Source organism: Aureimonas phyllosphaerae, from assembly GCF_047943035.1.
Lineage (GTDB): Bacteria > Pseudomonadota > Alphaproteobacteria > Rhizobiales > Rhizobiaceae > Aureimonas > Aureimonas phyllosphaerae.
Map to the genome: position 1 here is coordinate 1845351 of NZ_CP181348.1, position 25414 is coordinate 1870764.

A 25414-nucleotide genomic window follows, 5' to 3' on the forward strand; every position below is an offset into this window, starting at 1 on the left:
GGGTCCGAACGCGCTACCGCCGGATTGGTTCGCCGGCTTATGGCGCGGTCGGTCCCTTAGTCCTTGGCGCGCTCGACGTAGGAGCCGTCCGCCGTCATCACCACGATGCGGGTGCCGGCCGCGATGTGCGGGGGAACCAGCGTGCGCACGCCGTTCGACAGGACGGCCGGCTTGTAGGACGAGGACGCCGTCTGGCCCTTGGTGGTCGGCTCGGTCTCAGTGACCTCGTAGACCGCGCGCTGCGGCAGCTCGATCGAGATCGCAAGGCCGTTGTAGACCGCGACCTGGACCGCCATGCCTTCCTGTAGGTAGGGCGCGTAGTCGCCGACGACGCTCTCGGGCACCGCGACCTGGTCGAAGGTCTCCGGGTTCATGAAGTGGAAGCCCTCGTCGTCCGAATAGAGGAACGTGTGCTCGCGCTCCTCCACGAAGGCGCGCTCGACCTGCTCGGTGGTGCGGTAGCGGTCCGACACCTTCACGCCGTCCGAGATGCGACGCATGTCGAGCTGGGTGACGGGCGTGCCCTTGCCCGGATGGATGTTCTCCGCGGACAGGATCACGTAGAGCTTGCCGTCGTCGCGTTCGACGACGTTGCCTTTGCGGAGCGAACTGGCGATCACCTTCACGGGCTTTGTTCCTGATTTCGGTCTGATGTTGTAAGGGAGCTCGTCCGAGCCTCGATCCCCGGGCCCTAGCGCATCTGACGGTCCGCCGCCAGTCGGGCGGGCCCGTTTCGATCGACGCCCCGCCAACGCGCCCCCTTGTTCAAGGCCGCCATGACCGATGCCTCGCCCTGGTGGGCGCCCCATGTCCACGCCGACCGCCGCCCGCGGCTGATGCTGCGCAACGCCCTGTCCGGCGCGCTGCGCGCGTGGTTCGCCGCGCGCGACTTCGTCGAGATCGAGGCCGGGGCACTGCAGGTCTCGCCCGGCAACGAGGCGCATTTGGCGGCATTCGCCACCGTCGAGGCGCGGTCGGACGGCACGCGCCAGCCGCTCTACCTCCACACCTCGCCGGAGTTCGCCTGCAAGAAGCTGCTCGCGGCCGGCGAGCCGCGCCTGTTCTCGCTCGCGCCCGTCTATCGCAACGGCGAGCGCAGCGCGCTGCATCATCCGGCCTTCACGATGCTGGAATGGTATCGCGCGGGCGAGACCTACGAGGCGCTGATGGGAGATTGCGCCGCGCTTCTGGCGCTCGCCGCCGACACGGCCGGCGTCCGGCGTTTCGCCTTCCGCGACCGCCGGGCCGATCCCTATTTCGAGCCGGCACGCATCAGCGTCGCCGAGGCGTTCCAGCTCTTTGCGGGCATCGACATCCTGGCGAGCGTCGAGCCGGGCGGCGCGACGGATCGCGACCGGTTGGCGGCGGCGGTGCGCGCGCTGGAGCTTCGCACGGCGCCCGACGACACCTGGGCCGATCTCTTCAGCCGCGTCCTCACCGAGCGGATCGAGCCGCGCCTCGGGCAGGGGCGTGCGACGATCCTCTACGACTATCCGGTGCCGGAAGCGGCGCTGGCGCGTGTCAGCGCCGGGGATCCGCGCGTTGCCGAGCGGTTCGAGCTCTACTGCTGCGGCGTGGAACTCGCCAACGGCTTCGGCGAACTCACCGACGCCGCCGAGCAGCGCCGTCGCTTCACGGCCGAGATGGACGAGCGCGAGCGCGTCTACGGCGAGCGCTATCCGCTCGACGAGGACTTCCTGACCGCGCTCGGTGCGATGCCGGAGGCCAGCGGTATCGCGCTCGGCTTCGACCGGCTGGTGATGCTGGCGACCGGCGCCTTGCGCATCGAGGACGTGATCTGGACGCCGGTCGCGGATCTCCGGTCGTGACGCGCCCCTTGCGCAGCGCCGCCGCGCTGGTCGAGGCCGGCCTCGCCCCCACGGAGCGACTTGCCGAGCTGGAACAGGTGGCCGCGCGCTACGCCGTCTCGGTGACGCCGGACATAGCCGATCTCATCGAGGACCCCGACGATCCGATCGGCCGGCAGTTCGTGCCGAGCGCCGCCGAGCTCCGAGCGACGCCGGACGAGAATGCCGACCCGATCGGCGACGACGCGCATTCGCCGGTCCCCGGCATCGTCCACCGCTATCCCGATCGCGTCCTCCTGAAGCCGCTGCACGTCTGTCCGGTCTACTGCCGCTTCTGCTTCCGGCGCGAGATGGTGGGGCCGGACGGCAACGGCAGCCTGTTGGAGGCGGAGCTCGACGCCGCGCTCGCCTATGTCGCCAGCCGTCCCGAAATCTGGGAGGTCGTCGTCACCGGGGGCGACCCGTTCTTCATGTCGCCGCGCCGGGTAGAGGCGCTCGGGCGCGCGCTCGGGGCGATCGGGCACGTCAAGGTCATGCGCTTCCATACGCGCGTACCCGTGGTCGAGCCGGCGCGCGTCGATGCGGCGCTGGTCGCCGCGCTGCGCGCCTTTCCCGGCGCGACCTTCGTCGCGCTCCACGCCAACCATCCCCGCGAGTTCACCCCGAATGCGCTGGCCGCGATCGCCCGCCTCGTCGACGGCGGCGTGCCCCTCGTCAGCCAGTCGGTGCTCCTGCGCGGCGTCAACGACGACGCGGACACGTTGTCGCGTCTGATGCGCTGCTTCGTCGAGAACCGGATCAAGCCCTACTATCTCCATCAGGGCGATCTCGCGCCGGGAACCAGCCACCTGCGCACCACGGTGGCGGAGGGGCAGGCGTTGATGAAGGGCCTCCGCGGCCGGATTTCCGGCCTTTGCCAGCCGACCTACGTGCTCGACATTCCCGGCGGCCATGGGAAGGTGCCGATCGGGCCCGGCTTCATCGAGGAGGCCGGCGAGGCTTACGAGGTCGCCGATCCGACCGGGCAGGTGCACCGCTACCCGCCGGCCAGCCACACGCCGAAGTAAAAAACGCAAGACGCGCGGCCCGATCGGGCGTATAGATTGAACGCCCGTTCAACGCGCGTGCCCGGCTGGTCCGACGGTGCCGTCGATCGACGCGATGACCACACAAAATTTCATTGAAACGGCCATTCAACGACGCATACGTGTGCCTCCCGCGCTAGGGTTGTGAGCGACGTGCCCAGGCTTTGGAAGGCGATGATGCAGACGGCGATGCAGATGTTCGATCCCGGACCGGCCAAGGGGCCGCGCGATCAGATCGCCGCGCTTCCGGTCCGCCTTCGCGAGGACGGCGAACTGGAAGTGCTGCTGGTCACCTCGCGCGAGACGCGCCGCTGGATCATTCCCAAGGGCTGGCCGATGAACGGCCTCGACGACCACGATGCCGCCGGCGTCGAGGCGCGCGAGGAGGCCGGCGTGAAGGGCAAGCTTCTGGCGGCCCCTGTCGGGCGCTACGCCTACTGGCAGCGCGGCCGGCTGGAGACGCGTTTCCTGCAGGTCGACGTCTTCCTCCTGCGCGTCGAGAAGGTGCTGAAGACGTGGAAGGAAAAGGACCAGCGCGAGCGTCGCTGGTTCCGGATCGTCGATGCCGCGGAACATGTGCAGGAGGCCGATCTCGGTCAGGTCTTCCTGCGGCTGCCAGGACACGAGCCCGCCCGGCAGTTCTTTGGTCTCGACGGAAAGCGCGGCAAGAAGGCGGCGCGCCAGCGGCCGCCGGTTGATCCCGTCCCGCGAGAGGGTTAAGAGCGGGGAACAGGTCCACGCAAGGTCCGGTCCGGGTCGCCCGGCCCGTGATCGGGCCGTGAGGCGCCCTAGCGCCCGCCCCGCGCAACCAGCTTTCGGATCGGAATGCCGCTCTTCGACGTCCTGCCGCCGGATCTCTTCAAGCCGTTGGCGGCTCCGGCGAAGCGGCTCTATTCCGACCTCCTTCTCCATATCTTCCACGAGACCTTCGAGCCCTCGGCCGAGGCGCCGCGGCGGGTCGACGTCCTGCGTGCGATCGAGACGTTCCTCGCCGCGCGCGAGGACGACGAGCCGGACATGCCTGCCGGCCGTCCCGAGGAGCGGGCGCGGGCGGTCTACGACCGTCTGGTCGAGACCGGCTGGATGGTGGAGCATCGCGACCGCTACCTGCGGCTCGTCGATCTCGATCCGGAAGCCGCAGGGCTGCTCCAGCTTCTGTCGCGCATCGAACGCGGCGAGACGCGCTCGTACGGCGGCGCGGTCCTCGAAGTGCTGAGCGGCCTCGAGGGCGCCGCCGCCCATCCGGACGAGCGCTCCGAAGCCCTGCGCAACGCGCTGCGCGGCGCCGAGGACTTCATGGGCCACATGCGCACGGTCGCCGTCTCGCTTCGGCAGGCGGAGGAGCGCATCCTGCGCCAGCCGTCGCTGCGCGCCATCTTCCGGCAGTTCTTCGGCGACTTCGTCGAGCGGCACCTCATCCGCGACTTCAAGACGCTCCAGACCAAGGACAACCCGTTCCGCTTCCGCACGGCGATCATCCGGCAGGCGACGGAGATGTTCGAGAACCGGGCGCTCCTATCGACGCTCGGCGAGGCCTATGGTCGCGAGGGGCGGCTCGGGGACGGCGCCGACGGCGAGGCGGAGATCCGCGAGGAGCTTTCGCGCATCGTCCATGTCTTCGAGGCGGCCGAGCGGCACCTCGACGCGATCAACGCGACGGTGGCGCGCATCGAGCGCCGCATGGTCAACGCCGCACGGCAGATGGACCGGATCGCGGGCGGCTCCACCGCCGACCTCGCCGAAGCGCTGCGTCTCGTGGCGGCGCGGCGCGAGGACGGCGAGATCCCCGTCGCGCCGATGTTGATCCCGCGCATCCTGCCGCTCGGGCCGCCGCACGTGCCGACGCCGCGCCGCGACAAGGCGCCCGTCGCGATGGTGGCCCTGCGCGACCTGACGCCCGATCCGGCCGCCGTGCTCTACGCCCGCGCCAAGGAGGAATACGTCCGGCGCACCCGCGTCACCGCGCCGGTGCTGTCGGCCTATGTCGAGCGGGTTCTCGGCTCCCGCATGGAGGTGCGCGCGCGCGACGTGACGCTCGCCTCGGTCGACGACTTTGTCGCCTTCCAGCGCCTGCGCGAGCTGCCCTCGATCTTCGGCGGCCTCCTGTCGAAGCGCTACGAGATCGAGTTCCTGGAGGACCGCTGCGCCAACCGCTGGATCACATGCCAGGATTTCGTGATCCGCCGCCGGCCGGGAGCCCAAGTCGATGCCGCCTGAGACCGACGAATTCCGCGACATCGTGGACGGCGACTGGGCCGGCGGCCACATCGCCGGCAAGCGACCGACGGCCGAGGAGATGACGCGCGCGCTGCAGGTGATGATGACGCGCCAGTGCGTCTATTCGCATACGCCCAACGTCGGGCGCACCTACGATCTCGTGCGCGCCTATCCGACCTTCTTCGAGCGCTATTTCGGCTCGCTCGGCTACCGGCTGATGGTGTCGCCGCGCGACCAGATGGTGGCGCTCGCGGTGCCCGCCGACGTGCCGCGCTACGACGGCATGTTCGAGCGGCTGCGCAAGGACGAGACGATCGTCCTCCTCGCGCTGCGCCTTCTCTGGGAGGAGGCGCTGCGCGCCCACGAGGCCGGCGACGGGAGCGTCGTCAGCGCCACCACCGACGATCTCGTCGATCGCATCGCGGCGCTGACGCAGGCTCCGCCGCCGGAGGAGGTCCGGCTTCTCGAGATCCTGCGCACCTTCGCCCGCCACGGCGCGCTGCGGCTCGGCGAGCGCGACCGCGTGCGCCGCGTGTCGCCGCTCGCCGTCCTGCCCGGCATCGGCATTCTCGTGCCCGATTCCTATGTGAAGGAACTGATCCTGTGGGCGGGCGCCCCGGCCGCTCTTCCCTCCGGGCCGAAAGCCGCCGACAACGATCCGGGGAACCCGTCCGAGGACGCGTCGAATGTATAGCCTCAGGCGGATTTCGCTTTCGAACTGGTACCTGATCGACGCCAAGGACATCGACATCCGCGGCGAGGCGGCGCTGATCGGCCCGACGGGTGCCGGCAAGACCTCGATCCAGGACGCGATCCAGACCGTCATCACCGGCGCCAGCCAGAACCGGCTGAACCTCAATGCCAGCGCCTCCGGTCGCTCCTCGCGCTCGGTGCTGGAATACTGCCTCGGCATGACGGGCGATCCGGCCGAGAACGGCCGGCCGCTGCGCCAGTCCTGCGAGACGCTCCTCGTCCTCACCTTCGCCAACGACCAGACCGGCGAGCCGATCGCCGTCGGCATCGCCATGGCCGCCCGCCAGGGCGACACGCGCGAGGAGATCCTGTCCCGCTTCATCGCGCCCGGCCATGCCTTCTCGCTGGAAGCCGTCCGCCGCCGCGAGAACGGCGTCGAGACGGTGATGCCGTGGAGCGAGATCGCGGCCGACCTGCGGGCGAACTGCCCCGCCTTTGCCGAGTACAAGGCGTCGGCCGAGAAGTTCACGGCCGAGATGCTGGTCGCCATGCGCGGACCGGCGGCGGCGCCCAACGCGCGCCATTTCCTGCGCGCCTTCTCCAACGCGCTCGCCTTCCGCCCGATCTTCGACCCGACCGTCTTCGTGCGCGACTTCGTGCTGGAGCCCGATCCGCTCGACGTCGAGCGCGTGCGCGCCTCGATCGCGACGTGGCGCGAGCTGGAAGGCCTGATCGAGGAGGCCGAGGCCAAGCACCGACACGTCTCGCGCATTGCGGGCAAGTTCGAGACCTGGGGCCGCGAACGCCTTGCGGCTGATCTCGGGCGCTGGCGCGCCAGCGCCTTCCAGGCGCGCCGCACGGGACAGGAATGGCTCGGCATCCGCCGGTCGCTCACCGAGCGCGAGGCGGAGCTTTCGATCGAGCAGGGCGTGCTGACGACGCGGCGCGAGTGGATCCGCTCGTGGGACGAGGAGATTCGCGACAAGACCGCCCGGCTGGCCGCCGGTGGCGGCGAGGGGCGGCTGCGCGAGATCGCGGCCGAGACGCGCCTCAACGAACGCGACATCCGCGAGATCGAGCAGGGCTGGGGCCGGATCGCGACGGCGCTCGGCACGCTCGCCCGCCTCGTGCTCCGCCACGCGGCCGACCTGCCGCCGGGCGCGGTCGAGGCGGGACGCGCGGCCGCCGAGGCACTGACCCTGGTGCGTGACGGCGACAGCTTCCTCGACCATGCGCGCGGCAAGGGCGACCGGCTGGAGGACCTCGTGACGGCGGCGCGCCGCGCGGACGGGTTCGAGGCCGCGCTCGACAAGGCGACCGAGCGGCTTGGGAGCCGCGCCCATGCGCTCGAAGCGGAGCTGGAGCGCCTGCGCGGGGCCTTGTCGCGGCCGAAGGGCGCTGGCGGCACCCTGTCGCGCGAGGCCTCGCGCCTTCTCGCCCAGCTTCAGGCCGCCGGCATTCCCGCTGTGCCGCTCTGCGACGTCGTCGATGTCGCCGATCCCAGCTGGCAATATGCCGCCGAGGCCCTTCTCGGCCGCGGGCGCGAGGCGCTGATCGTCGAACCGTCGCTGCTCTCCCAGGCCTTCGACCTGATGTGGCGCGACCGGAACGCCTTTGCCGGCTGCACGCTGGTCAAGACCTCCGCGACGCGCTCGATCAACGCGCGCGCCCCGGCCGGCAGCATCCTCGAAGCGCTGACGACCGACGACCCGCATGCGCGCGCCTTCCTCAACGTGCGCATCGGCGCCTTCCGCAAGGCCGAGACGGATGCCGAACTCGACCGGCTGGAGCGCGGCGTCATGCGCAACGGCAAGACCTCGTCGGGCATGGGACTTTCCGTCCAGCGCGATCTCGGCGATCTCCTGTTCGGGCGCCGCAACGCGTCGAGCGACGGTGCCGGGCTCGAGGCGGAGCGGGGACGCCTGGAGGTGGAACTCGCCGAGGTGCGCACGCGCCTACGCGAGGCGCGCGAGGGCGCACGGGCGCTGGGGCCGGTGCTGGTCGCCCTGTCGCCGGAGGCGGGGCCGGCCGAGCTGGAGCGCCGGGCGCTCGGCGTGCGCCAGCGCGCCGACGAGCTGGTGCGCGACCGCAAGGCGCTGGAAGACGGCGAGGCCGCGACGCTGAAGGCCGAGATCGAGGAGATCCGGGCCGAGCGCGATGCCTATGCGACCGAACTCGCCGAGGAGGTGGAGCCCAAGGTCGAGACGCTGCGCCAGATCGTGGCGACGCTCAAGGCGCGCGGCGACATGGCGGCGGAGCGGCACAGGGTGGCGTTCGCGCGCCGGCGCCGGAACTGGGCTGTGCTCGCGACCGATGCGACGGCCGAACTTCTCGCGCTGGTGCCGGCAGGCGACGATGCGCCGCGTACGCTGGCCGGCGTCGCCGCGGCGCTGCGGGCCGAGATCGCCGTGGGCGAGGCCGAACGGCGCGATGCGCCCGCCTGGCTGGCGACCCGGCGCAACGAGGCGGAGGCGGCGACGGAGAGCGCGGAGGGCACGGCGCGGCGCGAGCAGTTGTCGGCGCTACGCGAGCTCACCGAATACGCGTCCCGCTGGAGTGCGCCGGTGCCGGCCTTCGACGGCGAGACGATGGTGGCGGCGCTCGCCTGGGTGCAGGGCGAGGCGGCGCGACTGGAAACGCACGAGCTGCGCGGCCATCGCGACGCCTGCGTGAAGGCGGCCGCCGAAATGCGACGCATGATGCGCGAGGATCTTCTGGCACGCCTGTCGGAGAAGCTGGCGCGGGTCGGCTACCGCCTTGCCGGCATCAACCGGCTTCTCAAGCGCCATCGCTTCACCGGCCAGACCTACGCCTTCTCCTATGCCGTCAACGGGCGGTTCGAGGGTATGCACGATCTGGCGCAGCGCGCCGCCGACGGGCAGCTCGGCGACGAGGCGTTCGAGACGTCGATGGGCGAGGTCGAGGCGATGATCGAGGGGGCGGAGGACGCGGCGCTGCTCGCCGACTACCGCCAGTACTACACGTTCGAGATCGTGATGAGCGATGCCGACGGCAATCGCACCACGCTGTCGTCGCGCGCCATGAAGGGCTCGGGCGGCGAGGCGCAGGTGCCGTTCTACGTCGCGATCGCCGCGTCCCTGGCGCTCGCCTACTTCCCCGGACACATCGCCGGGCGTCCGGTCGGCATGGGTCTCGCGCTCTTCGACGAGGCCTTCAATAAGCTCGACGTGCCGAACACGCAGGCGCTCCTGCGCTTCTTCCGCGACATGGGGCTCCAGCTTCTGATCGCGGGCCCGGAGGACAAGCGTGCGACCTTCACCGAGGTCCTCGACACGATCATCCTCGTCAACAAGTCGCTCGACGGGCGCGCGGTCTATATCGACACCGAATATCCCGGCGAGACGGCCAAGCAGGCGCTCGCGCGCCTCAACCCCGACCACCGCGGGGTGGAAGGCTTCCGTTCGGCCGCCGAGTAGCGGGCGCTAACGAGAAACGCCCGCGTGCCGATCTCGGCACGCGGGCGATATCAGAACCGGTCAGTCCGCTCGATCAGTCGCGGTCGCGGGCCAGAAGGCCGAGCACGAAGCCGACGGCACCGGCCGCCAGCAGCGACGAGAGCGGATGCTCGTGGATCGTCCGGCGGACCACACGCGTGCCTTCCTCGGCATAGGCGCCAGCGTTCTCGTAGAGGTCGGTCGCGTACTTCTGCGCGTCGTGGGTCGCCTCGCGCACGGCATCCTTGCCCTGGCCGAGGAGGTTCTGCGCGGCGCCTTCAGCCTGGCGGCGACGGCCCTCGGCCGAGTCCTTCTCGGAACCGAACGCGTCACCCAGAGCGCCCTGCACCTTGCCGCCAAACTCCTTGGCGGCGCCCTCGAGACGGTTGTTGTCCATGAGTTCGAAACTCCTTGATAGGCGAGCGGTTGATCCGCTGTCGGAGCCTATAAGTCGTTAGGCGGCGATTGGTTCGATCTGTCGCACCTTAAATTCTCGTTATCGGACGACCGTCATCGCGGCGCTGCGGCAGGGATGGCGGAGAAGATCGAGAAGTTCGTCGTCGCAGTGGAGGAACGACAGGGAGACGCCGGCCATGTCGAGCGAGGTGTAGTAGGGACCGACCCAGACGCCGACCACCTCGACGCGCCGCGCCGCCAGCCGCTGCGCCACACGGCGGTGGACGACGTAGAGCTCCATCGCGGGCGTTCCGCCGAGCGAGTTGACGAGAACCGCGACGCGGGCTCCGGCCTCGAGACGCATCTCGGCAAAGAGGCGGTCGACGAGGAGATCGGCCACCGCGTCGGCGCTGGCCAAGGGCTCGCGTGCGACGCCAGGCTCGCCGTGGACGCCGACGCCGATCTCCATGTCGGCCGGCCCGAGCGAAAAGCTCGGCCGGCGCGTTTCGGGCATGGTGCCGGGTTCGAGTGCGACGCCCATCGAGAAGGTGCGCGCCGCGGCCCGGCGCGTCACCGCCTCGCAGGCGTCGAGCGGCATCATTCGGTCGGCCGCCGCGCCCGCGATCTTGAAGACGAAGACGTTGCCGGCGACCCCGCGCCGCGAGCCGACCGCCTCCGCCGGCGCCGAGGCGATGTCGTCGATCGTCACGACCGAGCGCGTCTCGATGCCGTCCGACGCCAGTTCCTCGGCGGCCATCTCGAAGTTCATCACGTCGCCGGAGAAGTTGCCGAAGACGTAGAGGACGCCGGCACCGCCGTTGATCGCGCGGGTGCCCGCGAGGATGGGGCCGGGCGGCGGGGCGGCAAAAAGGTTGCCGACGACCGCCGCGTCCGCGAGCCCCGGCCCGACATAGCCCCAGAAGGCCGGCTCGTGGCCCGAGCCGCCGCCGATCACGACGCCGACCTTGCCGGGACGCGGCCCGTGGACGGCACGGACGGCGCGCGGCGTGCCCGGCACCGGTGCGATCGTGTCGCCGTGCGCGGCGAGGGCGCCCTCCAGCGCCTCGTCGACCGCCGCGCGGGGATCGTTGAGGAGCTTCTTGGTGTGGGTGCGGCCGAGCGGTGCGGAGGCCGGCACCGCCGGTGCGGCGCGGCGCGGCGTCTCGCTCCAGCCGTCCGCCGTCAGGATGCCCCAGCCGGTCTGCGTGTCGGTAACGAGAACGCTGACGAAGCCGCCGCGCAACGCGCCGAGGATGGCCGGCACCTTGTCGGACCCGCCGGCCACCGCGATGCGCTGCGGCACGGCGCGCAAGGCCGCGAGGTCGATCCCGATCGTGCGTCCGTCGAGCGGTCCGGGCACGCGTTCGCCGGAGGCCGAAATGAAGCGCCCCGCGATCGAGCCGATCGCCACCTGCTCGTAGTCGTGGCGCTCCGGCCCATCGAGAAAGCCGCTCGTGTGGATCGTGCTCTCTGGCCGCAGCGACGAGATGCCGAAGAGGATGCGGTTCGCCTCGGACAGGACCGCCATCTGTTCGGCGAGGACGGGCTCGGCGAAGAGCATGTCGCGCATCGCCGCGCTGGAGACGATCGCGGGCGCCGACAGCGGAATGCAGCGGCCGCCGAGCGCTTCGGCGAGGCGTGAGGCACAGGCCTCTGGGGTCCAGGGGATCTTGGCCGTGGTGCCGCCCGTTGCCTGCACGACGCGCAGGTCGCCGAGCGGGGCGACCCGCAGCGCCTCGACCAGCGCCAGGATGGTGCGGCCCCAGGTCACGGCAAGCGTGTCGCCGGGCCGCGCGAAGCGGGCGAGGGCCTGCGCGCCGGCTGCGCCGAGGCGCGCGTTCAGCGAGCGCTCGCCGCCGTTCGTCGGCACGACGAGGCAGTCCTCGAGATCGAAACGCTTGCGCAGCGCCTCGGCGAGCGAGAGCGCCCGGAACTGGCGCGGCTCGATCTCGATCGTCACAAGGCCGCGCGCTCGCGCCTCCGCAAGATAGGTATTCACCGAGGCCCGCGAGACGCCCATCTCGGCGGCGATGTCGCCCTGCGTCATGCCCTCTTCGTGATAGAGCCAGGACGCCCACAGGAGCGCGTCGTCACCGAAGCGGAGCGGGATCGCCGTCTCGCCGGCGGCGCGAGGGGCGGGGCGCGCCATCAGCCGCGCCCGCCGCGTGCGGCGCGGATCGCCTCGAAGGCCTCGCGCAGCGCATCGATCACGATCGCGGCCGAGGCGGCGCCGGGATCGACATGCCCGAGGCTGCGGGTCCCGAGCCGCGCCGCGCGGCCCTTCGACGCGACCATGGTCCGGGTCGCGTCGCGGCCCTCGGCGGCGGCTCGCGCCGCCAGGCCGAGCGCGGTCCCGACGTCCGCGCCGGATGCTTCGGCCGCCGCAATCGCCCGTAGCGCGGGCCCGAACGCGTCCATCATCGTCTTGTCGCCCGGCACCGCCTTGCCGCGACGCGCGATCCCGTCGCCAAGGCCCGCAACGAGCGTCAGGAGGTCGCCGTCCGACAGTTCCGCGCGTCCCGCGAGCCGCCGTCCGGCTTCCTGGAAGCCGCTGGCATAGAGCGGCCCCGCCGTTGCGCCGACAGCGTCAAGGAAGGAGCGGGCGGCGATCGGCAGGAGGTCGGCCGCGCCGGCGCCGGCATGGGCCGCGTCCTGCGCATCACGGACGACGGCCGCAAACCCTTCCGACATGGTGCGGCCGTGATCGGCATCGCCGATCGCGCCGTCGAGGTCTGCCAGATGCTCGCGTGCCTCGTCGATCCGGCGCGCCACCGTGCGCAGGATCTCGACCAGCTGTTCGGCTGTGATTCGTGTCATGGCCCAAGTGTCGGAGCGCACGGCCGATCGCGCAAGCGTCGGCCCGCCGGCAGCCGATCGGCACGGCTTGGCGATGCGGTGTTGACATTTGTCGGAAACAATCTGACTAATGTCGAAACGGGGCGTCGAAGGGAGAGTCGACGTCGGAAGCGCCGCAAAGGCGTTTCGGGAGGACGTCGGAATGTCGGAACCGCTTCTGAAGGTGGAAGGGCTGCGCAAGTCCTTCGGCGGCGTCGCCGCGCTGCGAGACGGCCGCTTCGAGCTCGAGGCCGGCTCCGTGCATGCCCTGTGCGGCGGCAACGGCGCGGGCAAGTCCACCTTCCTTACCATCGTCATGGGCATCCAGAAGCGCGACGGCGGCACGATCTGGCGCAACGGTCAGCCGGTCGATTTCTCCAGTCCCGCCGATGCGCTGAAAGCCGGCATCGCGATCATCGAGCAGGAACTGAGCCCGGTTCCCCACATGAGCGTCGCCGAGAACATCTTCCTCGGGCGCGAGCCGTCCGGCCGCTTCGGCGGCATCGACTTTCGGACCATGAACGCCCGCGCGCAGGCCCTGCTCGACGATCTCGGCTTCGCGATCGACGCGCGTCAGGCGATGGCGACGCTCTCGGTCGCCCAGATGCAGCTCGTCGAGATCGCCAAAGCGCTCAGCCACGACGCCGAAGTCATCTTCATGGACGAACCGACCTCGGCCATCGGCGAGCGCGAGGCGCAGCACCTCTTCGCCGCGATCGAGCGCCTGAAGGCGCAGGGGCGGGGTATCGTCTACGTCTCGCATCGCCTGTCGGAGATCTTCCAGATCGCCGACAGCTACACTGTCTTTCGCGACGGCGCCTTTGTCTCGAGCGGCAAGCTCGCCGAGATCGACCGCCCCGGCCTGATCGGCATGATCGTCGGGCGTGAGCTCGGCGAGGAATATATCAAGACGAACACGCCGTCCGAGACGGTCGGCCTGCGGGTCGAGGGGCTGGCGAGCCCCGGCCGCATCGAGGACATCTCGTTCGGCGTGCGCAAGGGCGAGATCTTCGGCATCTACGGGCTGATGGGCTCGGGCCGCACCGAGATCTTCGATGCGCTGTTCGGCCTCGACCCGAAGGCCGAAGGGCGCGTTGCCGTGGACGGCCGCGAGATCGCGGTCCGCAAGCCGGCCGATGCGATGGCCGAAGGGCTGGCGCTCGTCACCGAGGACCGCAAGCAGACCGGCCTCAACCTCCACGATTCGGTTCGCGGCAACATCGCGCTGGCGAGCCTGCCCGAGATGAGCCCGGCCTTTGCCATGCGCGGCCGAGACGAGGCGGCCGCCGCCCACGAGATGATCGCGCGCTTCGGCATCAAGGCGGCGCGCGACACGATGCCGGTGTCCGGCCTGTCGGGCGGGAATCAGCAGAAGGTCGTGCTCGGCAAGTGGTTCCTGCGGAACCCCCGGGTGCTGCTCCTCGACGAGCCCACCCGCGGCGTCGATGTCGGCGCCAAGCGCGAGATCTATCGCATCATCTGCGAGTTCGCCGCCGCCGGCGGCACGGTCGCGATGATCTCGTCGGAGATCGACGAGGTGCTCGGCCTTTCGGACCGCGTGATGGTGATGCGGGGCGGGCGCTCGGCCGGCATCCTCGACCGGAGCGAAGCCAGCGCGCAATCGCTCGTCCATCTTTCGACCTGAACCGGGCTTCTCGCAGCCCGCGCCCGCGCATGACCTCTTGGGGAGACGATCCCGTGACCGACATCAACGCAAAAGCCGCCGATCCCAACGCGGGCGCCGAGCGCCGCCGGCTTCTGATCCAGGAATACGGCATCTTCATCGCCTTCCTGATCCTGGTCGGCGTGCTGGCCGTCTCCAGCCCCTACTTCCTGACGGCCGGCAACATCTCGAACGTCCTTCTGCAGACGTCGATCAACGGCATCCTCGCCATCGGCATGACCTTCGTCATTCTGACGCGGGGCATCGACCTGTCGGTCGGCTCGGTGGTGGCGCTCGCCGGCATCGTCAGCGCCAGCTTCGTGACGACGACGGCGAACGCCAGCGTCGCGGGCGGGCCGTACCCGATGGTGCTGGCGCTCGCGATCGGCATCGGCGTCGGCGTCCTGAGCGGCGCGATCGTCGGCCTCATCGTCTCGCGCTTCAACGTACCGGCCTTCGTGGCGACGCTCGGCATGCTGTCGGCCGCGCGCGGCATGACGCTGATCTACGGCGGCGGCCGTCCCGTGCCGGGCCTCATCCCGGAGTTCCGCTGGATCGGGACCGGAAACGTCTTCGGCGTGCCGCTACCGGTCGTGATCCTCGCCCTCGTCTTCGCCGTCTCGTGGTGGCTTCTCTCCTCGACCCGCTTCGGCCGCTACATCTATGCCGTCGGCGGCAACCCGCACGCAGCCAAGACCTCGGGCATCAACGTCGCCCGCATCCGCTTCATGGTCTACGTCATCTCGGGCGCGCTCGCGGGTCTTGCCGGCATGATCCTGTCGGCCCGGACCGGCTCGGCCCTGCCGCAGGCGGGCGTCGCCTACGAGCTCGATGCGATCGCCGCGGTCGTCATCGGCGGCACCTCGCTGTCGGGCGGTGTCGGCCGCGTCACCGGCACCCTGATCGGCGCGCTGATCATCGGCGTGATGAACAACGGCCTCGATCTCATGGGCATCCAATCCTACTACCAGCAGATCCTCAAGGGCGCCCTGATCGTGGGCGCGGTAATGCTGGACCAGAAGCGCAGCCACGCCGGCTGAGCGCTCGACGCGTTCCGTCCGGCGACGAGCCGGACCGAAAGGGGGCCACCATTCCGGCGGCCCGACCACCAGTTCCACTCGGGAGGAGACTTGACGATGAAGACCCTACTGCTCGCCCTTGGCCTTGCCACCGCGCTCACCGGTCCGGTGCTCGCCCAGGAGAAGCTGAAGATCGGCGCGACCGTCTACGGCCTCAACGCCGAGTTCATGCAGATCTGGACCGCCGCGCTGCAGAAGCATCCGGCCGTGCAGAAGGGCGAGGTCGAGGTGACCGTGTTCGACGGCCGCTACGACGCGCTGGTCCAGCAGGAACAGTTCAACACGATGATCACGCAGCAGTATGACGCGATCATCTTCGTGCCGATGGATATCGAGGCGGGCGCCGCGCCCGTGCAGGCCGCGGTCGATGCCGGCATTCCGGTCGTCGGCTCCAACGCGCGCGTCAATTCCGATCTCCTGACCTCCTATGTCGGCTCCAACGACGTTGAGGCCGGCGAGCTCGAGGGCAAGGCCGTTCTCGACAAGATGGGCTGCAAGGGCAACCTCGTGATCATCGAGGGCCCGATCGGCCAGAGCGGTCAGATCCAGCGCCTCGAGGGCAACGAGAAGGCGCTCGCCGCCTGCCCCGACGTGAAGGTCTTGGAGAAGCAGACCGGCAACTGGTCGCGCGCCGAAGCCCAGACGCTGATGGAGAACTGGCTGACCTCGCATCCCGGCCAGATCCAGGGCGTGATCGGCCAGAACGACGAGATGGCGCTCGGCGCGATCGAGGCGATCAAGGCCGCCGGCCTCAACGTCAGCGACTTCGCGATCGCCGGCATCGACGGCGTGACCGACGCGATCAATGCGGTGAAGGCCGGCGAGATGGCCTCGATCTTGCAGGACGCGAACGCGCAGGCACAGGGCGCGCTCGACGTCGCGATCAAGGCTGTGAAGGCGGATTACCAGCCGCAGTCGCCGATCTGGAACCAGTACCCGTCGATGAAGTGGGAAGACGGCAAGGCGAAGACCTACCTCGTCCCCTGGACGCCGGTGACGACGGCCAATGCCGACGAGCTCCTGAAGTCGCGCCAGTAGTCGCATCGCGGACGGCGGCCGGCATCCCGGCCGTCGTCCCCATCCTGCCCTTCCCCACAGCCTGGAGCCGGTCCCTTGAGCGACGACCCTTCCATCGATCTCGACTTCTCGCTGGCGACCAAGGTCGCGCTGGTGACGGGCGGCGGCTCGGGCATCGGCCAGGCGATCGCGCGCGCCCTGAGCCAGAAGGGTGCGCGGGTCGCGCTGCTCGACAACAACCTCCAGGCCGCCGAGGCGACCGCAGGCGAACTATCCGGTGCGCGCGCCTTCCGCTGCGACGTCGCCGATCCCGCCTCCGTCGAGGAGGCCGTCGGGGCGGCTGAGAGCGCGTTCGGCGCGATCGACATCGTGGTCAACAGCGCCGGCATCGTGGCGCTCGCCCCGGCCGAGAGCCTGACGCTCGACCAGTGGGACCGCACGATCGCGATCAACCTGAAGGGCACGTTCCTCATCTCCCAGGCCGCCGGAAAGCGCATGATCGCGGCCGGGCGCGGCGGGCGCATCGTCAACCTCGCCTCGCAGGCCGGCACGGTCGCGATCGAGGAGCACATCGCCTACTGCGCGTCGAAATTCGGCGTGATCGGCTTGACCAAGACGCTGGCCGCCGAGTGGGGCCGTCACGGCATCACCGCCAACACGATCTCGCCGACCGTCGTCCTCACCGAGCTCGGCAAGGCCGCCTGGGCCGGCGAGAAGGGCGAGGCCGCCAAGAAGCGCATTCCGACCGGCCGCTTCGCCTATCCGGGTGAGATCGCGGCGGCGGCCGTCTTCCTCGCCTCGGGCGCCGCGGCCATGGTCAACGGCGCCGATCTCGTGGTCGACGGCGGCTACACCATTCTCTGAAGCCCTGCCTCCCAGCCCAACTCCTCAGAACGGACCTCGTCCCATGCAGCGTTTCATCAACGATCCCGACAACGTGGTGGACGACACCGTCCGCGGTTTCGTGAAGGCCCATCGCGACCTCGTGCGTCTGTCGGAGACGAACCGGCGGGTGGTCGTCTCCACGCACGCACCGAAAAGCGGGCGCGTCGGCGTCGTCACCGGCGGCGGCTCGGGCCACGAGCCGGCCTTCATCGGCTACACCGGCAAGGGGCTGGTGGACGCGGTGGCCGTGGGCGAGCTGTTCTCCTCGCCGACCGCGAAGAGCTTCCATGACGCGATCAAGGAAGCGAGCGGCGGTGCGGGCGTCGTCTGCCTCTACGGCAACTACGCCGGCGACAACATGAACGTGAAGATGGCGCAGAAACTGGCGTCCAGGGACGGCATCGAGGTCGCCGTCGTGGTGGCCAACGACGACGTCTGCTCGGCCCCGCCGGAGGAGCGCGAGAAGCGCCGCGGCGTCGCGGGCGAAATCTTCATGTGGAAGATCGGCGGCGCCAAGGCGAACGAGGGCGCGAGTCTCGAGGAGGTGCGCGCCACCGCTCAGAAGGCGATCGACAATTGCCGCTCGATCGGCGTCGGCCTCGGGCCCTGCACCCTGCCGGCCGTCGGCCATCCCAACTTCCAGATCGAGGCCGGCACGATGGAGGTCGGAATCGGCCACCATGGCGAGCCCGGCATCCGCGTCGAACCGTTGAAAACGGCCGCCGAGGTCGCGCGCGACATGGCCAAGATCGTCCTCAACGACCACGCGCTCGCCGCGGGCACCGAGGTTGCGGTCCTCGTCTCGGGCCTCGGTGCGACGCCGCTCAACGAACTATACATCCTCAACGACACGATCGAGGCCGAGATCACCGGTCGCGGCCTCACGGTCTACCGCACCTATGTCGGCAACTATTTCACCTCGCTGGAGATGGTCGGCGCGACGCTGACCCTGCTGGCGCTCGACGACGAACTGAAGCGCCTTCTCGACGCCGAGGCCCGCGCGCCCGGCTTCCAGGGTTGAGGGAGACCGGACCGATGCAGAGCTTCCCGAATGCCGGCAGCGGTGCGATCGTCGAGGCGATGGCGGCGCGGATCGTCGAGAACAAGGCCTATCTGTCGGAGATCGACGGCAAGATCGGCGACGGCGACCACGGCGTGAACATGGCCAAGGGCTTCGGCATGGCGGCCGAGCGGCTGAAGGGCCGCGACGCGTCGCTGGCAGAGGCCTTCGCGCTCCTCGGCGAGGTGCTGATGGGCGAGATCGGCGGCTCGATGGGTCCGCTCTACGGCATGACCTTCACCGAATTCGCCGAAGCCATCGAGGGCCGGGACGCGATCGACGCCGCCCTGTTCTCGACCATGCTGCACAAGGGCCTCGAAGGCGTGCAGTCGATCGGCTCGGCCAAGGTCGGCGACAAGACGCTGCTCGACACGTTCGTGCCGGCGGTGGAGGCCTTCGATGCGGCGACCGCCGAGGGCAAGTCCTTCGCCGAGGCGCTGGATGCGTTGGTGGCGGCCGCCGAAAAGGGGCGCGACTCGACGATCGACCTCGTGGCGAAGATCGGCCGGGCGAGCCGCCTCGGCGAGCGCTCGCGCGGGGTGCTCGATGCGGGCGCGACGTCCTGCGCGATGATCCTCAAGAGCCTTGCGGACGGCGCCAAAGCACGGCTCGCCTGAGCAGCATCGCGTCTGGCAAGACGAAATCGGGAAGGGGAGGGTCCGCGGATTCTCCCCTTTTTCTGTGCGAGACGGAAACCCGCGCGATCCGCGCATCGCCCAACGCAAAACGCCCTGCCGGGGGAGGACCGGCAGGGCGTCATGGGTAAAGCCAGCGTGGGAGGAACGCGGGCTTCGATCCGCTTCGGCCGTTGGGAGGAGAGTGGCCGACGCGAAACTCTTGAGAGGATCGGTCGAGGCCCCGCGGGTGCCGCTTCCGTTTCTCTGATGCTTCGAACATAGGGGTTCGGATCGAAATGCTGTAGTGCAAAAACCGCATAGCTGCATTGCGGTATAAGTCTGCGGATTTCCCATCCGAGACCAAAATGCCACAGGACCGTAGCCGCCTATTCATCATTCTGTCATATGGGATGACAGGTTCCCTTACGGACTCTAGCGTGCTGCGCAGACTGTGGGGACACGATGCAGCATCTGGAATTTCGAAACGGCTTCGCCAAGCTCCTGGCGGGCGTAATGACCCTTACCCTTCTCGGGGCCCTCTTTTCGTGGTGGACACTGGGTCTGCCTTTGGCCGCGCACGAGAATGGTCCACTGGAATGGGTTCAGGAGGCGGCTCTCCTGGCGGCGGCCGTATTCTCCGGCGCAGCGGCTGCCGGACTAAGAGGCCCCGAGCGCATCGCCGCCTATCTCGCCACCCTTCTTTACCTCGTTTTCCTCCTGCGAGAACTGGAACTGCCGCCGGTCGGTCCGGTCACCACCTATCTCGCCTCGGATGCATTCCGCTGGCATGAGGCGCTGGCGCTCGTGGTTCTCGTCCTGCCCTGCCTCGTTCGCGGGTGGCGTCACTGGCGCACCTTCCTCGCCTACGGACTCAGCCTGCGCGGCTGGCCCTTTGCCGTGGCGGCCGGTCTCGTCGGCCTCGGGGCCGTGTTCGACGGTGCGCCGCATTTTGCCGGCGTTGCCTGGCTCGGCACGTTCCTCGAGGAAACGGCCGAGCTCCTTGGCTATGTCGTGCTGGCGACTGCGGCCGGCTGGGTTCTCGCCGGCATCCGCAGCGAGGCGACGACGGATGCCGTCGCCCTGCGCGGCGCCGATCCGATCGGCTCTCAGTAGCCGATCGCGGCGCCCGCGGTCGCGCGGCTGTCGATCGCGCCGAAGAAGCGCTCCTTCGAAGCCGGGTCCCGCGCGGCAAGGCTCGGACCGCCGATCAGGATGCCCGCCGCCTCACCCCAGACCGGCCAGTCCGGATCCTCGGCGACCTTGTGGCCCTTGGCAGCCAGAAGCGCGATCGTGTCCGGCGACAGGGCGTGCGGCTCGATCGTGATGCGGTCGGGCTGCCACTGGTGGTGGATGCGCGGCGCGTCGATCGCCTCCTGGATGTCCATCCCGTGCTCGATGACGTTGAGGATTGCCTCCAGCGTGATGGTGATGATGCGCGAGCCACCGGGACTGCCGATCACCATCAGCGGCTCGCCGTCCTTCGAGACCACCGTCGGGCTCATCGAGGAGAGCGGTGACTTACCCGGCTCGATCGCGTTGGCCTCGCCCTGCACGAGGCCGTAGAGGTTGGGAACGCCGAGCTTCTGCGTGAAGTCGTCCATCTCGTTGTTGAGGAGGACGCCGGTGCCGGGGGCGACGACCCGCGCGCCGAACGAGCCGTTCAGGGTGTAGGTGACGGCGACCGCGTTGCCGTCCTTGTCGACGATCGAATAGTGCGTCGTCTCGTGGCTCTCGCCCATGCCGGCCGGCTTGAGGTCGGCCGAGACACCCGCGCGGTTGGGGTCGATCTTGGCGAGAATTTCGGCCGCATGCTCCTCGGACAGGAGCTTGTCGACCGGGTTGTTGACGAAATCCGGGTCGCCGAGCGCCGAGTTCCGGTCGACATAGGCATGGCGCATCGCCTCGGCCATCAGGTGGACGGTCTCGGCCGAGCCGAACCCGGTATAGGCGATCGGGTAGGCCTTCAGGATGTTGAGGATCTCGCAGATGATGACACCGCCGGAGCTCGGCGGCGGCGAGGAGACGATCTCGTAGCCCTTGTAGTCGCAGCGGATGGGCGCGAGTTCGCGGACCTTGTAGCCTTCGAAGTCGGCGGTCTCGAGGATGCCGCCATGGGCCCGCGAGGCTGCGACGATCGCCTGCGCTGCCGGCCCGCGGTAGAAGCCGTCGGGTCCGCGCTCGGAAATCGTCCGCAGGACGCCGGCGAGATCGCTCTGCACCAGCCGCTCACCCACCGCATAGGGCGCCGTGCCGCCTTTCAGGAAGATCGCGGCGGCTGCCGGGTCCTTGGCGAGGTCCGCATTGCTCTCCCGGAAGCTCGCGACGTCGCCGGGCGAGAGGGCGAAGCCGTCGCTCGCGAGCCGGATCGCCGGGGCGAGGAGGTCGGGTCGCTCGCGCGTACCGTAGCGCTCGCGCGCATACTCGAAGCCCGCGACCGAGCCGGGCACGCCGACCGCGAGATAGCCGTCGGTGGACAGGCCCTCGACCGGGTTGCCGTCCTTGTCGAGATACATGTCGCGGGTCGCCCGGCCGGGCGCGCGCTCTCGGAAGTCGATGAAAGTCGAGCGGCCGTCCTTGAGGCGGATCGTCATGAAGCCGCCGCCGCCGAGATTGCCGGCAGTCGGATAGGTGACGGCCAGCGCATAGCCGACGGCGACCGCGGCATCCACCGCGTTGCCGCCCGCCTTCAGGACGTCGACGCCGACCTCGCTCGCCAGTCGCTGGGCGGTGACGACCATGCCGTTCTCGCCGGCGACAGGCGCGGGCGAGGCGGCGAAGGCGGCGGCGGTCTGCAGGAGGCAGAGCGTCAGGACGCCGGCCTGGCCGGCGCGCGCAAGGCGATGGATGGACATCAGAGGCTCCCCGATCTCTTCGACCCGAGGGAGGATGGCCCAAGTCGGCCGCGCTGTCGAAACGAAAGCGACACGAACCTGTCGTTCGCGTGAAACGGAGCATGGGCAGAACGAGGCCGATCCGAAGGAGGACGCCATGCTCGCCCGCTTCAGCCGCCTTGTCAGCGCCCGTCGCCGCCGCCTTGCGTCGCTCGACGCCATCCGTCACCTCGACGCGCGGCTGCTCGCCGATGTGGGGCTCCGTCGTGCGGGAGCCGGCCGGCTTGTCGAGCGCCTTCCGGCCGCCGGCTGACCCCTCAGCCCTTCACGTCGATCCGGCGGCTCCCGGACACCACGGTCTCGCCGTTGCGCACCACGTCGACGGCGACGGTCCAGGGGCCGGGCGCCAGCGGACGCTTGCGGCCGGCAAAGGCGGAGTAGACCGCCTTGTTGCTGTCAACCGGGGGGCTCGATCCCTCGTAAAACGGCGTGCCGTCCGGCGCCGTCATGCGGAAGGCGAGCGTATCGCCCTTCGACAGGTTGTTGACCCAGGCCCAGACGATCGCCGCATTGCCGCCGGCCGGCGGGGTCGGCGGTCCGCCCTCGACGACGAGGCGCGCGTAGTCGACCGGGGCGGCCGCAAGACCGAGGCCGAGAACCGCGGTCGAGCCCTTGGACAGGGCGGCGACGGCCGCCGGGTCGAACAGCGTGCCGGCAAAGGCCGGGCCGGACGAGCAGCCGGCGCCGACCGTTCTCCCGCTCGCCGGATCGATCTTTTCGCCGTTGCGGCGCACCGACAGGTGGACATGCGGGAACTCGGCGGCGCCCGACGCACCGATCTGCCCGAGCACCGTGCCTGCCTCGACCCGGTCGCCGGTCTTCACCCGGATGCTGCCGCGTCGCAGATGACAGACCTGCGTTTCCCAGCCGTCGCCGTTGTCGATCACCACGCCGTTGCCGCACTCGACGCCCTTGACGCTGTCGCGCGATTCGCGGGTCGACCCGATCAGCCGGTCGGGCATCGCGTCGCGAACGCCCTTCACTGTGCCCGCAGCGGGCGCGACCACGTCGACGCCCCGCGCCACGTCGGCCATGGAGCGTACACGAATGTCGAGCCCGTCGTGCCCGTCATAGGCGGCCATGCCGCAGAACGGATCGCTGGCGCCGGGGCCGGCGTCCATGTCGGGCCACTGCTGGACGAAGCAGTCCTGCCCGATCGTGCATGCGACGGGCAGGCCGAGCCGGAATTCGGCGCGGGCCGCCGGGATACCGGTCCCGAGCGCCGCGGCGGCAAGGGCGGCGATGATCGCGTGGCGTCTCATAAAAAGGGTCCGCTCCCGTCAGGTGTCCCGGCCTCGAGGCGTCGGCTGCAAATCGGGCACAGGCATGGCGGGAACCGCCGGCGCAGGGTCTGTCTAGGGCTTTGGAGGGTTTGTCAGAGGCTTGCGCGTTCGGCTAAGGGTCGGACGCCCCACGAGCGCCAGCGGACGCCAGGACGAATCATGGTCGCCATCGACATCGCCACCCGGGTCTGGAACCACACGTTCAAGCTCGACCCCATCGTCCGCTCGCTGCTCGACACGGACTTCTACAAGCTCCTGATGCTGCAGATGGTGTGGGGGCTGCACGGCGACACCGACGTCACCTTCCGCCTGATCAACCGCACCAAGACCGTACGCGTCGCCGACGAGATCGACGAGGGCGAGTTGCGCGCCCAGCTCGACCACGCGCGCTCGGTCCGCTTCTCCAAGCGCGAGATGATCTGGCTGGCCGGCAACACGTTCTATGGCGAGCGCCAGATCTTCCGCCCCGCCTTCCTCGAATGGCTGAAGGACTTCCAGCTTCCGCCTTACGAATTGTCCAAGCGCGACGGCCAGTACGAGCTGATGTTCTTCGGCCGCTGGACCGACACGATGATGTGGGAGATCCCGGCGCTCGCCATCATCAACGAGCTGCGCTCGCGCGCGGCGATGAAGACCTACCGCCGTTTCGAGCTCGACGTTCTCTACGCCCGCGCCAAGGCCAAGATGTGGGAGAAGGTCGAGCGGCTCGACAAGCTGCCGGCGATCCGCATCTCCGACTTCGGCACGCGCCGCCGCCATTCGTTCCTGTGGCAGCGCTGGTGCGTCGAGGCGCTGAAGGAAAAGCTCGGCCCCCGCTTCATCGGCTCGTCCAACGTGCTCCTCGCGATGGAGGCCGATCTGGAAGCCATCGGCACCAACGCGCACGAATTGCCGATGGTCGCCGCCGCGCTCGCCGACACGGAAGCGGAACTTCGCGAGGCGCCCTACCGGGTGCTCGAGGAATGGCAGAGATGGTACGGCGGCAACCTCCTCGTGGTGCTGCCCGACGCCTTCGGCACGGCCTCGTTCCTCGAGCGCGCGCCCGACTGGGTCGGCAACTGGACGGGTTTCCGCCCCGATTCCGCGCCGCCGATCGAGGGCGGCGAGGCGATCATGGCGTGGTGGCGCTCCAAGGGCATCGACCCGCGCGAGAAGCTTCTCGTCTTCTCCGACGGGATGGACATCGACACGATCGAGGAGACCTACCGCCACTTCGACGGGCGCGTGCGCATGAGCTTCGGTTGGGGCACCAATCTCACCAACGATTTTCGCGGCGTCGCGCCGGAGGAGAACTTCGGCCTCCACCCGATCTCGCTGGTCTGCAAGGTGATGGAGGCGAACGGCCGCCCGGCGGTCAAGCTCTCCGACAATCCCGCCAAGGCGACAGGCCGGCCGGAGGACATCGAGCGCTATCGCCGGGTGTTCGGTACGGCGGCGAAAATTCCGCGCGAGGTCGTGGTTTGAGAATATCGTCCCTTCAAGCCCGCGCCGTCTTCGTGCAAACGGGTGAGTGATGACCTCAGCGGGGCTTTTGCTGCACCGCATCCGGCTCTATCTCCGGGGCCGACACACGATCTCTTGCCCGAAGGTTCGATCATGACCGCCACCGCCGAGACCGCGGCCCAGGCTTCCGGCGCGCCGAGCTTCCCGATCCCCGCCAACGTCTTCGCCGAGACGGTGACCGAGGTGAAGCACTACACCGACTCGCTGTTCAAGTTCCGGATGACGCGGCCCGCGAGCTTCCGCTTCCGCACCGGCGAGTTCGCGATGATCGGCCTGCCCAACGCCGAGAAGCCGGTGTTTCGCGCCTATTCGATCGCGAGCCCTTCCTGGGACGAGGAACTCGAGTTCTTCTCAATCAAGGTGCCGAACGGACCGCTTACCGAGCACCTGCAGAAAATCCAGCCGGGCGACACGGTCCTGATGCGCAAGAAGCCGACGGGCACGCTGGTGCTCGACGCGCTCCTGCCGGGCAAGCGGCTCTATCTCTTCTCGACGGGCACCGGCATCGCGCCCTTCGCCGGCACGATCCGCGACCCGGAGACCTACGAGAAGTTCGACCAGATCATTCTGACGCATACGACACGCACGCTGGCCGAACTGCACTACGGCGAAGAACTCGTCGATGCGCTGCGGACCGACGAGATGCTGGCCGAGATCAGCCAGGGCAAGCTCCTCTACCACGGCTCGGCCACTCGCGAGGGCGAGCACAAGGGCGAGCGCATCACGACGCTGATGGAGACCGGCAAGCTCTTCACCGATCTCGGCGTGCCGCCGATCGATCCGGCCGAGGACCGCGCGATGATCTGCGGCTCGATGGCGATGCTGAAGGATACGGCCGCGATGTGCGAGCGCTTCGGCCTCGTCGAGGGTTCCAACGCCAATCCGGGCACCTATGTCGTGGAGCGCGCCTTCGTCGACTGATAGAAC

General features: G+C 69.5%; 22 protein-coding genes. 16 read left to right on the top strand and 6 right to left on the bottom strand.

Annotated features, from left to right (window positions below; translation table 11 throughout):
* Positions 1–56: 56 nt before the first annotated feature.
* Positions 57–626, bottom strand: coding sequence for an elongation factor P (efp, locus tag ACLNGM_RS08600; protein ID WP_416357978.1), 570 nt, complete (start codon positions 624–626; stop codon positions 57–59).
* 150 nt (positions 627–776) lie between these two features.
* Here efp and epmA point away from each other — a divergent pair, with 150 nt between their 5' ends.
* The 6 genes from epmA (at position 777) to ACLNGM_RS08630 (ending at position 9240) form a co-directional block, all read left to right on the top strand.
* The gene (epmA, locus tag ACLNGM_RS08605) at positions 777–1829 is read left to right on the top strand and encodes an EF-P lysine aminoacylase EpmA (RefSeq protein ID WP_416357979.1); all 1053 of its coding nucleotides are present in this window, start codon (positions 777–779) and stop codon (positions 1827–1829) included.
* On the top strand, positions 1826–2875 hold the full coding sequence (locus ACLNGM_RS08610; RefSeq protein WP_416357980.1) for a lysine-2,3-aminomutase-like protein: 1050 nt from the start codon (positions 1826–1828) through the stop codon (positions 2873–2875). The genes epmA and ACLNGM_RS08610 overlap by 4 nt, the downstream gene beginning before the upstream one ends.
* 171 nt (positions 2876–3046) lie before the next feature.
* Positions 3047–3613 carry an NUDIX hydrolase gene (locus tag ACLNGM_RS08615; protein WP_416357981.1) on the top strand — a complete coding sequence of 189 codons (567 nt, stop codon included), beginning with the start codon at positions 3047–3049 and terminating at the stop codon, positions 3611–3613.
* A 105-nt stretch (positions 3614–3718) separates the two neighbouring features.
* Positions 3719–5110, top strand: a complete 1392-nt coding sequence (locus ACLNGM_RS08620; RefSeq protein WP_090962951.1) for a Wadjet anti-phage system protein JetA family protein — start codon at positions 3719–3721, stop codon at positions 5108–5110.
* Complete coding sequence (locus tag ACLNGM_RS08625; protein WP_416357982.1) at positions 5100–5804, top strand: DUF4194 domain-containing protein; 705 nt, start codon at positions 5100–5102, stop codon at positions 5802–5804. The genes ACLNGM_RS08620 and ACLNGM_RS08625 overlap by 11 nt, the downstream gene beginning before the upstream one ends.
* On the top strand, positions 5797–9240 hold the full coding sequence (locus ACLNGM_RS08630) for an SbcC/MukB-like Walker B domain-containing protein (RefSeq protein ID WP_416357983.1): 3444 nt from the start codon (positions 5797–5799) through the stop codon (positions 9238–9240). Before ACLNGM_RS08625 ends, ACLNGM_RS08630 begins: the two co-directional genes overlap by 8 nt.
* 73 nt (positions 9241–9313) lie before the next feature.
* On the opposite strand, the gene ACLNGM_RS08635 is transcribed toward ACLNGM_RS08630, so the two are convergent.
* From ACLNGM_RS08635 to dhaL (ACLNGM_RS08645), 3 genes are all read right to left on the bottom strand, one after another.
* Complete coding sequence (locus ACLNGM_RS08635; protein WP_416357984.1) at positions 9314–9655, bottom strand: CsbD family protein; 342 nt, start codon at positions 9653–9655, stop codon at positions 9314–9316.
* A gap of 99 nt (positions 9656–9754) precedes the next feature.
* On the bottom strand, positions 9755–11803 hold the full coding sequence (locus ACLNGM_RS08640) for a bifunctional sugar-binding transcriptional regulator/dihydroxyacetone kinase subunit DhaK (RefSeq protein WP_416357985.1): 2049 nt from the start codon (positions 11801–11803) through the stop codon (positions 9755–9757).
* Entirely contained in the window at positions 11803–12471 is a 669-nt protein-coding gene (gene dhaL / locus ACLNGM_RS08645) for a dihydroxyacetone kinase subunit DhaL (protein WP_416357986.1), read from the bottom strand. Before dhaL (ACLNGM_RS08645) ends, ACLNGM_RS08640 begins: the two co-directional genes overlap by 1 nt.
* 181 nt (positions 12472–12652) lie before the next feature.
* On the opposite strand from dhaL (ACLNGM_RS08645), the gene ACLNGM_RS08650 reads away from it, so the two are divergent.
* From ACLNGM_RS08650 to ACLNGM_RS08680, 7 genes are all read left to right on the top strand, one after another.
* Positions 12653–14134, top strand: a complete 1482-nt coding sequence (locus tag ACLNGM_RS08650; protein ID WP_416357987.1) for a sugar ABC transporter ATP-binding protein — start codon at positions 12653–12655, stop codon at positions 14132–14134.
* A 53-nt stretch (positions 14135–14187) separates the two neighbouring features.
* Positions 14188–15192: an ABC transporter permease gene (locus tag ACLNGM_RS08655; RefSeq protein ID WP_090962964.1), complete on the top strand. Its 1005-nt coding sequence runs from the start codon at positions 14188–14190 to the stop codon at positions 15190–15192.
* A 96-nt stretch (positions 15193–15288) separates the two neighbouring features.
* The gene (locus ACLNGM_RS08660; protein ID WP_090962966.1) at positions 15289–16269 is read left to right on the top strand and encodes a substrate-binding domain-containing protein; all 981 of its coding nucleotides are present in this window, start codon (positions 15289–15291) and stop codon (positions 16267–16269) included.
* 75 nt (positions 16270–16344) lie between these two features.
* The gene (locus tag ACLNGM_RS08665) at positions 16345–17112 is read left to right on the top strand and encodes an SDR family oxidoreductase (RefSeq protein WP_416357988.1); all 768 of its coding nucleotides are present in this window, start codon (positions 16345–16347) and stop codon (positions 17110–17112) included.
* 43 nt (positions 17113–17155) lie between these two features.
* A complete protein-coding gene (locus ACLNGM_RS08670; RefSeq protein WP_416357989.1) occupies positions 17156–18154 on the top strand; it encodes a dihydroxyacetone kinase subunit DhaK in 999 nt (332 codons plus the stop codon).
* Between the two features lie 14 nt (positions 18155–18168).
* Entirely contained in the window at positions 18169–18810 is a 642-nt protein-coding gene (dhaL, locus tag ACLNGM_RS08675; RefSeq protein ID WP_416357990.1) for a dihydroxyacetone kinase subunit DhaL, read from the top strand.
* A gap of 462 nt (positions 18811–19272) precedes the next feature.
* Positions 19273–19923 (top strand): hypothetical protein, encoded by a 651-nt coding sequence (locus ACLNGM_RS08680; protein ID WP_090962974.1) that lies wholly within the window; start codon positions 19273–19275, stop codon positions 19921–19923.
* Here ACLNGM_RS08680 and ggt read toward each other — a convergent pair.
* On the bottom strand, positions 19917–21662 hold the full coding sequence (gene ggt / locus ACLNGM_RS08685) for a gamma-glutamyltransferase (protein ID WP_416357991.1): 1746 nt from the start codon (positions 21660–21662) through the stop codon (positions 19917–19919). The two genes, ACLNGM_RS08680 and ggt, sit on opposite strands and share 7 nt — an antisense overlap.
* Positions 21663–21798: 136 nt before the next feature.
* Here ggt and ACLNGM_RS08690 point away from each other — a divergent pair, with 136 nt between their 5' ends.
* Positions 21799–21954, top strand: a complete 156-nt coding sequence (locus tag ACLNGM_RS08690) for a hypothetical protein (RefSeq protein ID WP_175526830.1) — start codon at positions 21799–21801, stop codon at positions 21952–21954.
* A gap of 4 nt (positions 21955–21958) precedes the next feature.
* Here the strand turns inward: ACLNGM_RS08690 and ACLNGM_RS08695 are convergent, their stop codons facing one another.
* Positions 21959–22963, bottom strand: coding sequence for a M23 family metallopeptidase (locus tag ACLNGM_RS08695; RefSeq protein ID WP_416357992.1), 1005 nt, complete (start codon positions 22961–22963; stop codon positions 21959–21961).
* A gap of 180 nt (positions 22964–23143) precedes the next feature.
* Here ACLNGM_RS08695 and pncB point away from each other — a divergent pair, with 180 nt between their 5' ends.
* Both pncB and ACLNGM_RS08705 read left to right on the top strand, forming a co-directional pair.
* The gene (gene pncB, locus ACLNGM_RS08700; protein ID WP_416357993.1) at positions 23144–24448 is read left to right on the top strand and encodes a nicotinate phosphoribosyltransferase; all 1305 of its coding nucleotides are present in this window, start codon (positions 23144–23146) and stop codon (positions 24446–24448) included.
* 132 nt (positions 24449–24580) lie between these two features.
* Entirely contained in the window at positions 24581–25408 is an 828-nt protein-coding gene (locus ACLNGM_RS08705) for a ferredoxin--NADP reductase (RefSeq protein WP_416357994.1), read from the top strand.
* The last annotated feature ends 6 nt before the right edge of the window (positions 25409–25414 follow it).

Excerpts from the sequence above, each read along its gene's own strand:
- ACLNGM_RS08695 (WP_416357992.1), bottom strand. The coding sequence starts at position 22,963 with ATGAGACGCCACGCGATCATCGCCGCCCTTGCCGCCGCGGCGCTCGGG.
- ggt (WP_416357991.1), bottom strand. The coding sequence starts at position 21,662 with ATGTCCATCCATCGCCTTGCGCGCGCCGGCCAGGCCGGCGTCCTGACG.
- ACLNGM_RS08630 (WP_416357983.1), top strand. The coding sequence starts at position 5,797 with ATGTATAGCCTCAGGCGGATTTCGCTTTCGAACTGGTACCTGATCGAC.
- ACLNGM_RS08670 (WP_416357989.1), top strand. The coding sequence starts at position 17,156 with ATGCAGCGTTTCATCAACGATCCCGACAACGTGGTGGACGACACCGTC.
- ACLNGM_RS08650 (WP_416357987.1), top strand. The coding sequence starts at position 12,653 with ATGTCGGAACCGCTTCTGAAGGTGGAAGGGCTGCGCAAGTCCTTCGGC.
- ACLNGM_RS08620 (WP_090962951.1), top strand. The coding sequence starts at position 3,719 with ATGCCGCTCTTCGACGTCCTGCCGCCGGATCTCTTCAAGCCGTTGGCG.
- dhaL (WP_416357990.1), top strand. The coding sequence starts at position 18,169 with ATGCAGAGCTTCCCGAATGCCGGCAGCGGTGCGATCGTCGAGGCGATG.
- pncB (WP_416357993.1), top strand. The coding sequence starts at position 23,144 with ATGGTCGCCATCGACATCGCCACCCGGGTCTGGAACCACACGTTCAAG.
- dhaL (WP_416357986.1), bottom strand. The coding sequence starts at position 12,471 with ATGACACGAATCACAGCCGAACAGCTGGTCGAGATCCTGCGCACGGTG.
- ACLNGM_RS08625 (WP_416357982.1), top strand. The coding sequence starts at position 5,100 with ATGCCGCCTGAGACCGACGAATTCCGCGACATCGTGGACGGCGACTGG.
- ACLNGM_RS08635 (WP_416357984.1), bottom strand. The coding sequence starts at position 9,655 with ATGGACAACAACCGTCTCGAGGGCGCCGCCAAGGAGTTTGGCGGCAAG.
- ACLNGM_RS08640 (WP_416357985.1), bottom strand. The coding sequence starts at position 11,803 with ATGGCGCGCCCCGCCCCTCGCGCCGCCGGCGAGACGGCGATCCCGCTC.
- epmA (WP_416357979.1), top strand. The coding sequence starts at position 777 with ATGACCGATGCCTCGCCCTGGTGGGCGCCCCATGTCCACGCCGACCGC.
- ACLNGM_RS08705 (WP_416357994.1), top strand. The coding sequence starts at position 24,581 with ATGACCGCCACCGCCGAGACCGCGGCCCAGGCTTCCGGCGCGCCGAGC.
- ACLNGM_RS08660 (WP_090962966.1), top strand. The coding sequence starts at position 15,289 with ATGAAGACCCTACTGCTCGCCCTTGGCCTTGCCACCGCGCTCACCGGT.
- ACLNGM_RS08690 (WP_175526830.1), top strand. The coding sequence starts at position 21,799 with ATGCTCGCCCGCTTCAGCCGCCTTGTCAGCGCCCGTCGCCGCCGCCTT.
- ACLNGM_RS08680 (WP_090962974.1), top strand. The coding sequence starts at position 19,273 with ATGCAGCATCTGGAATTTCGAAACGGCTTCGCCAAGCTCCTGGCGGGC.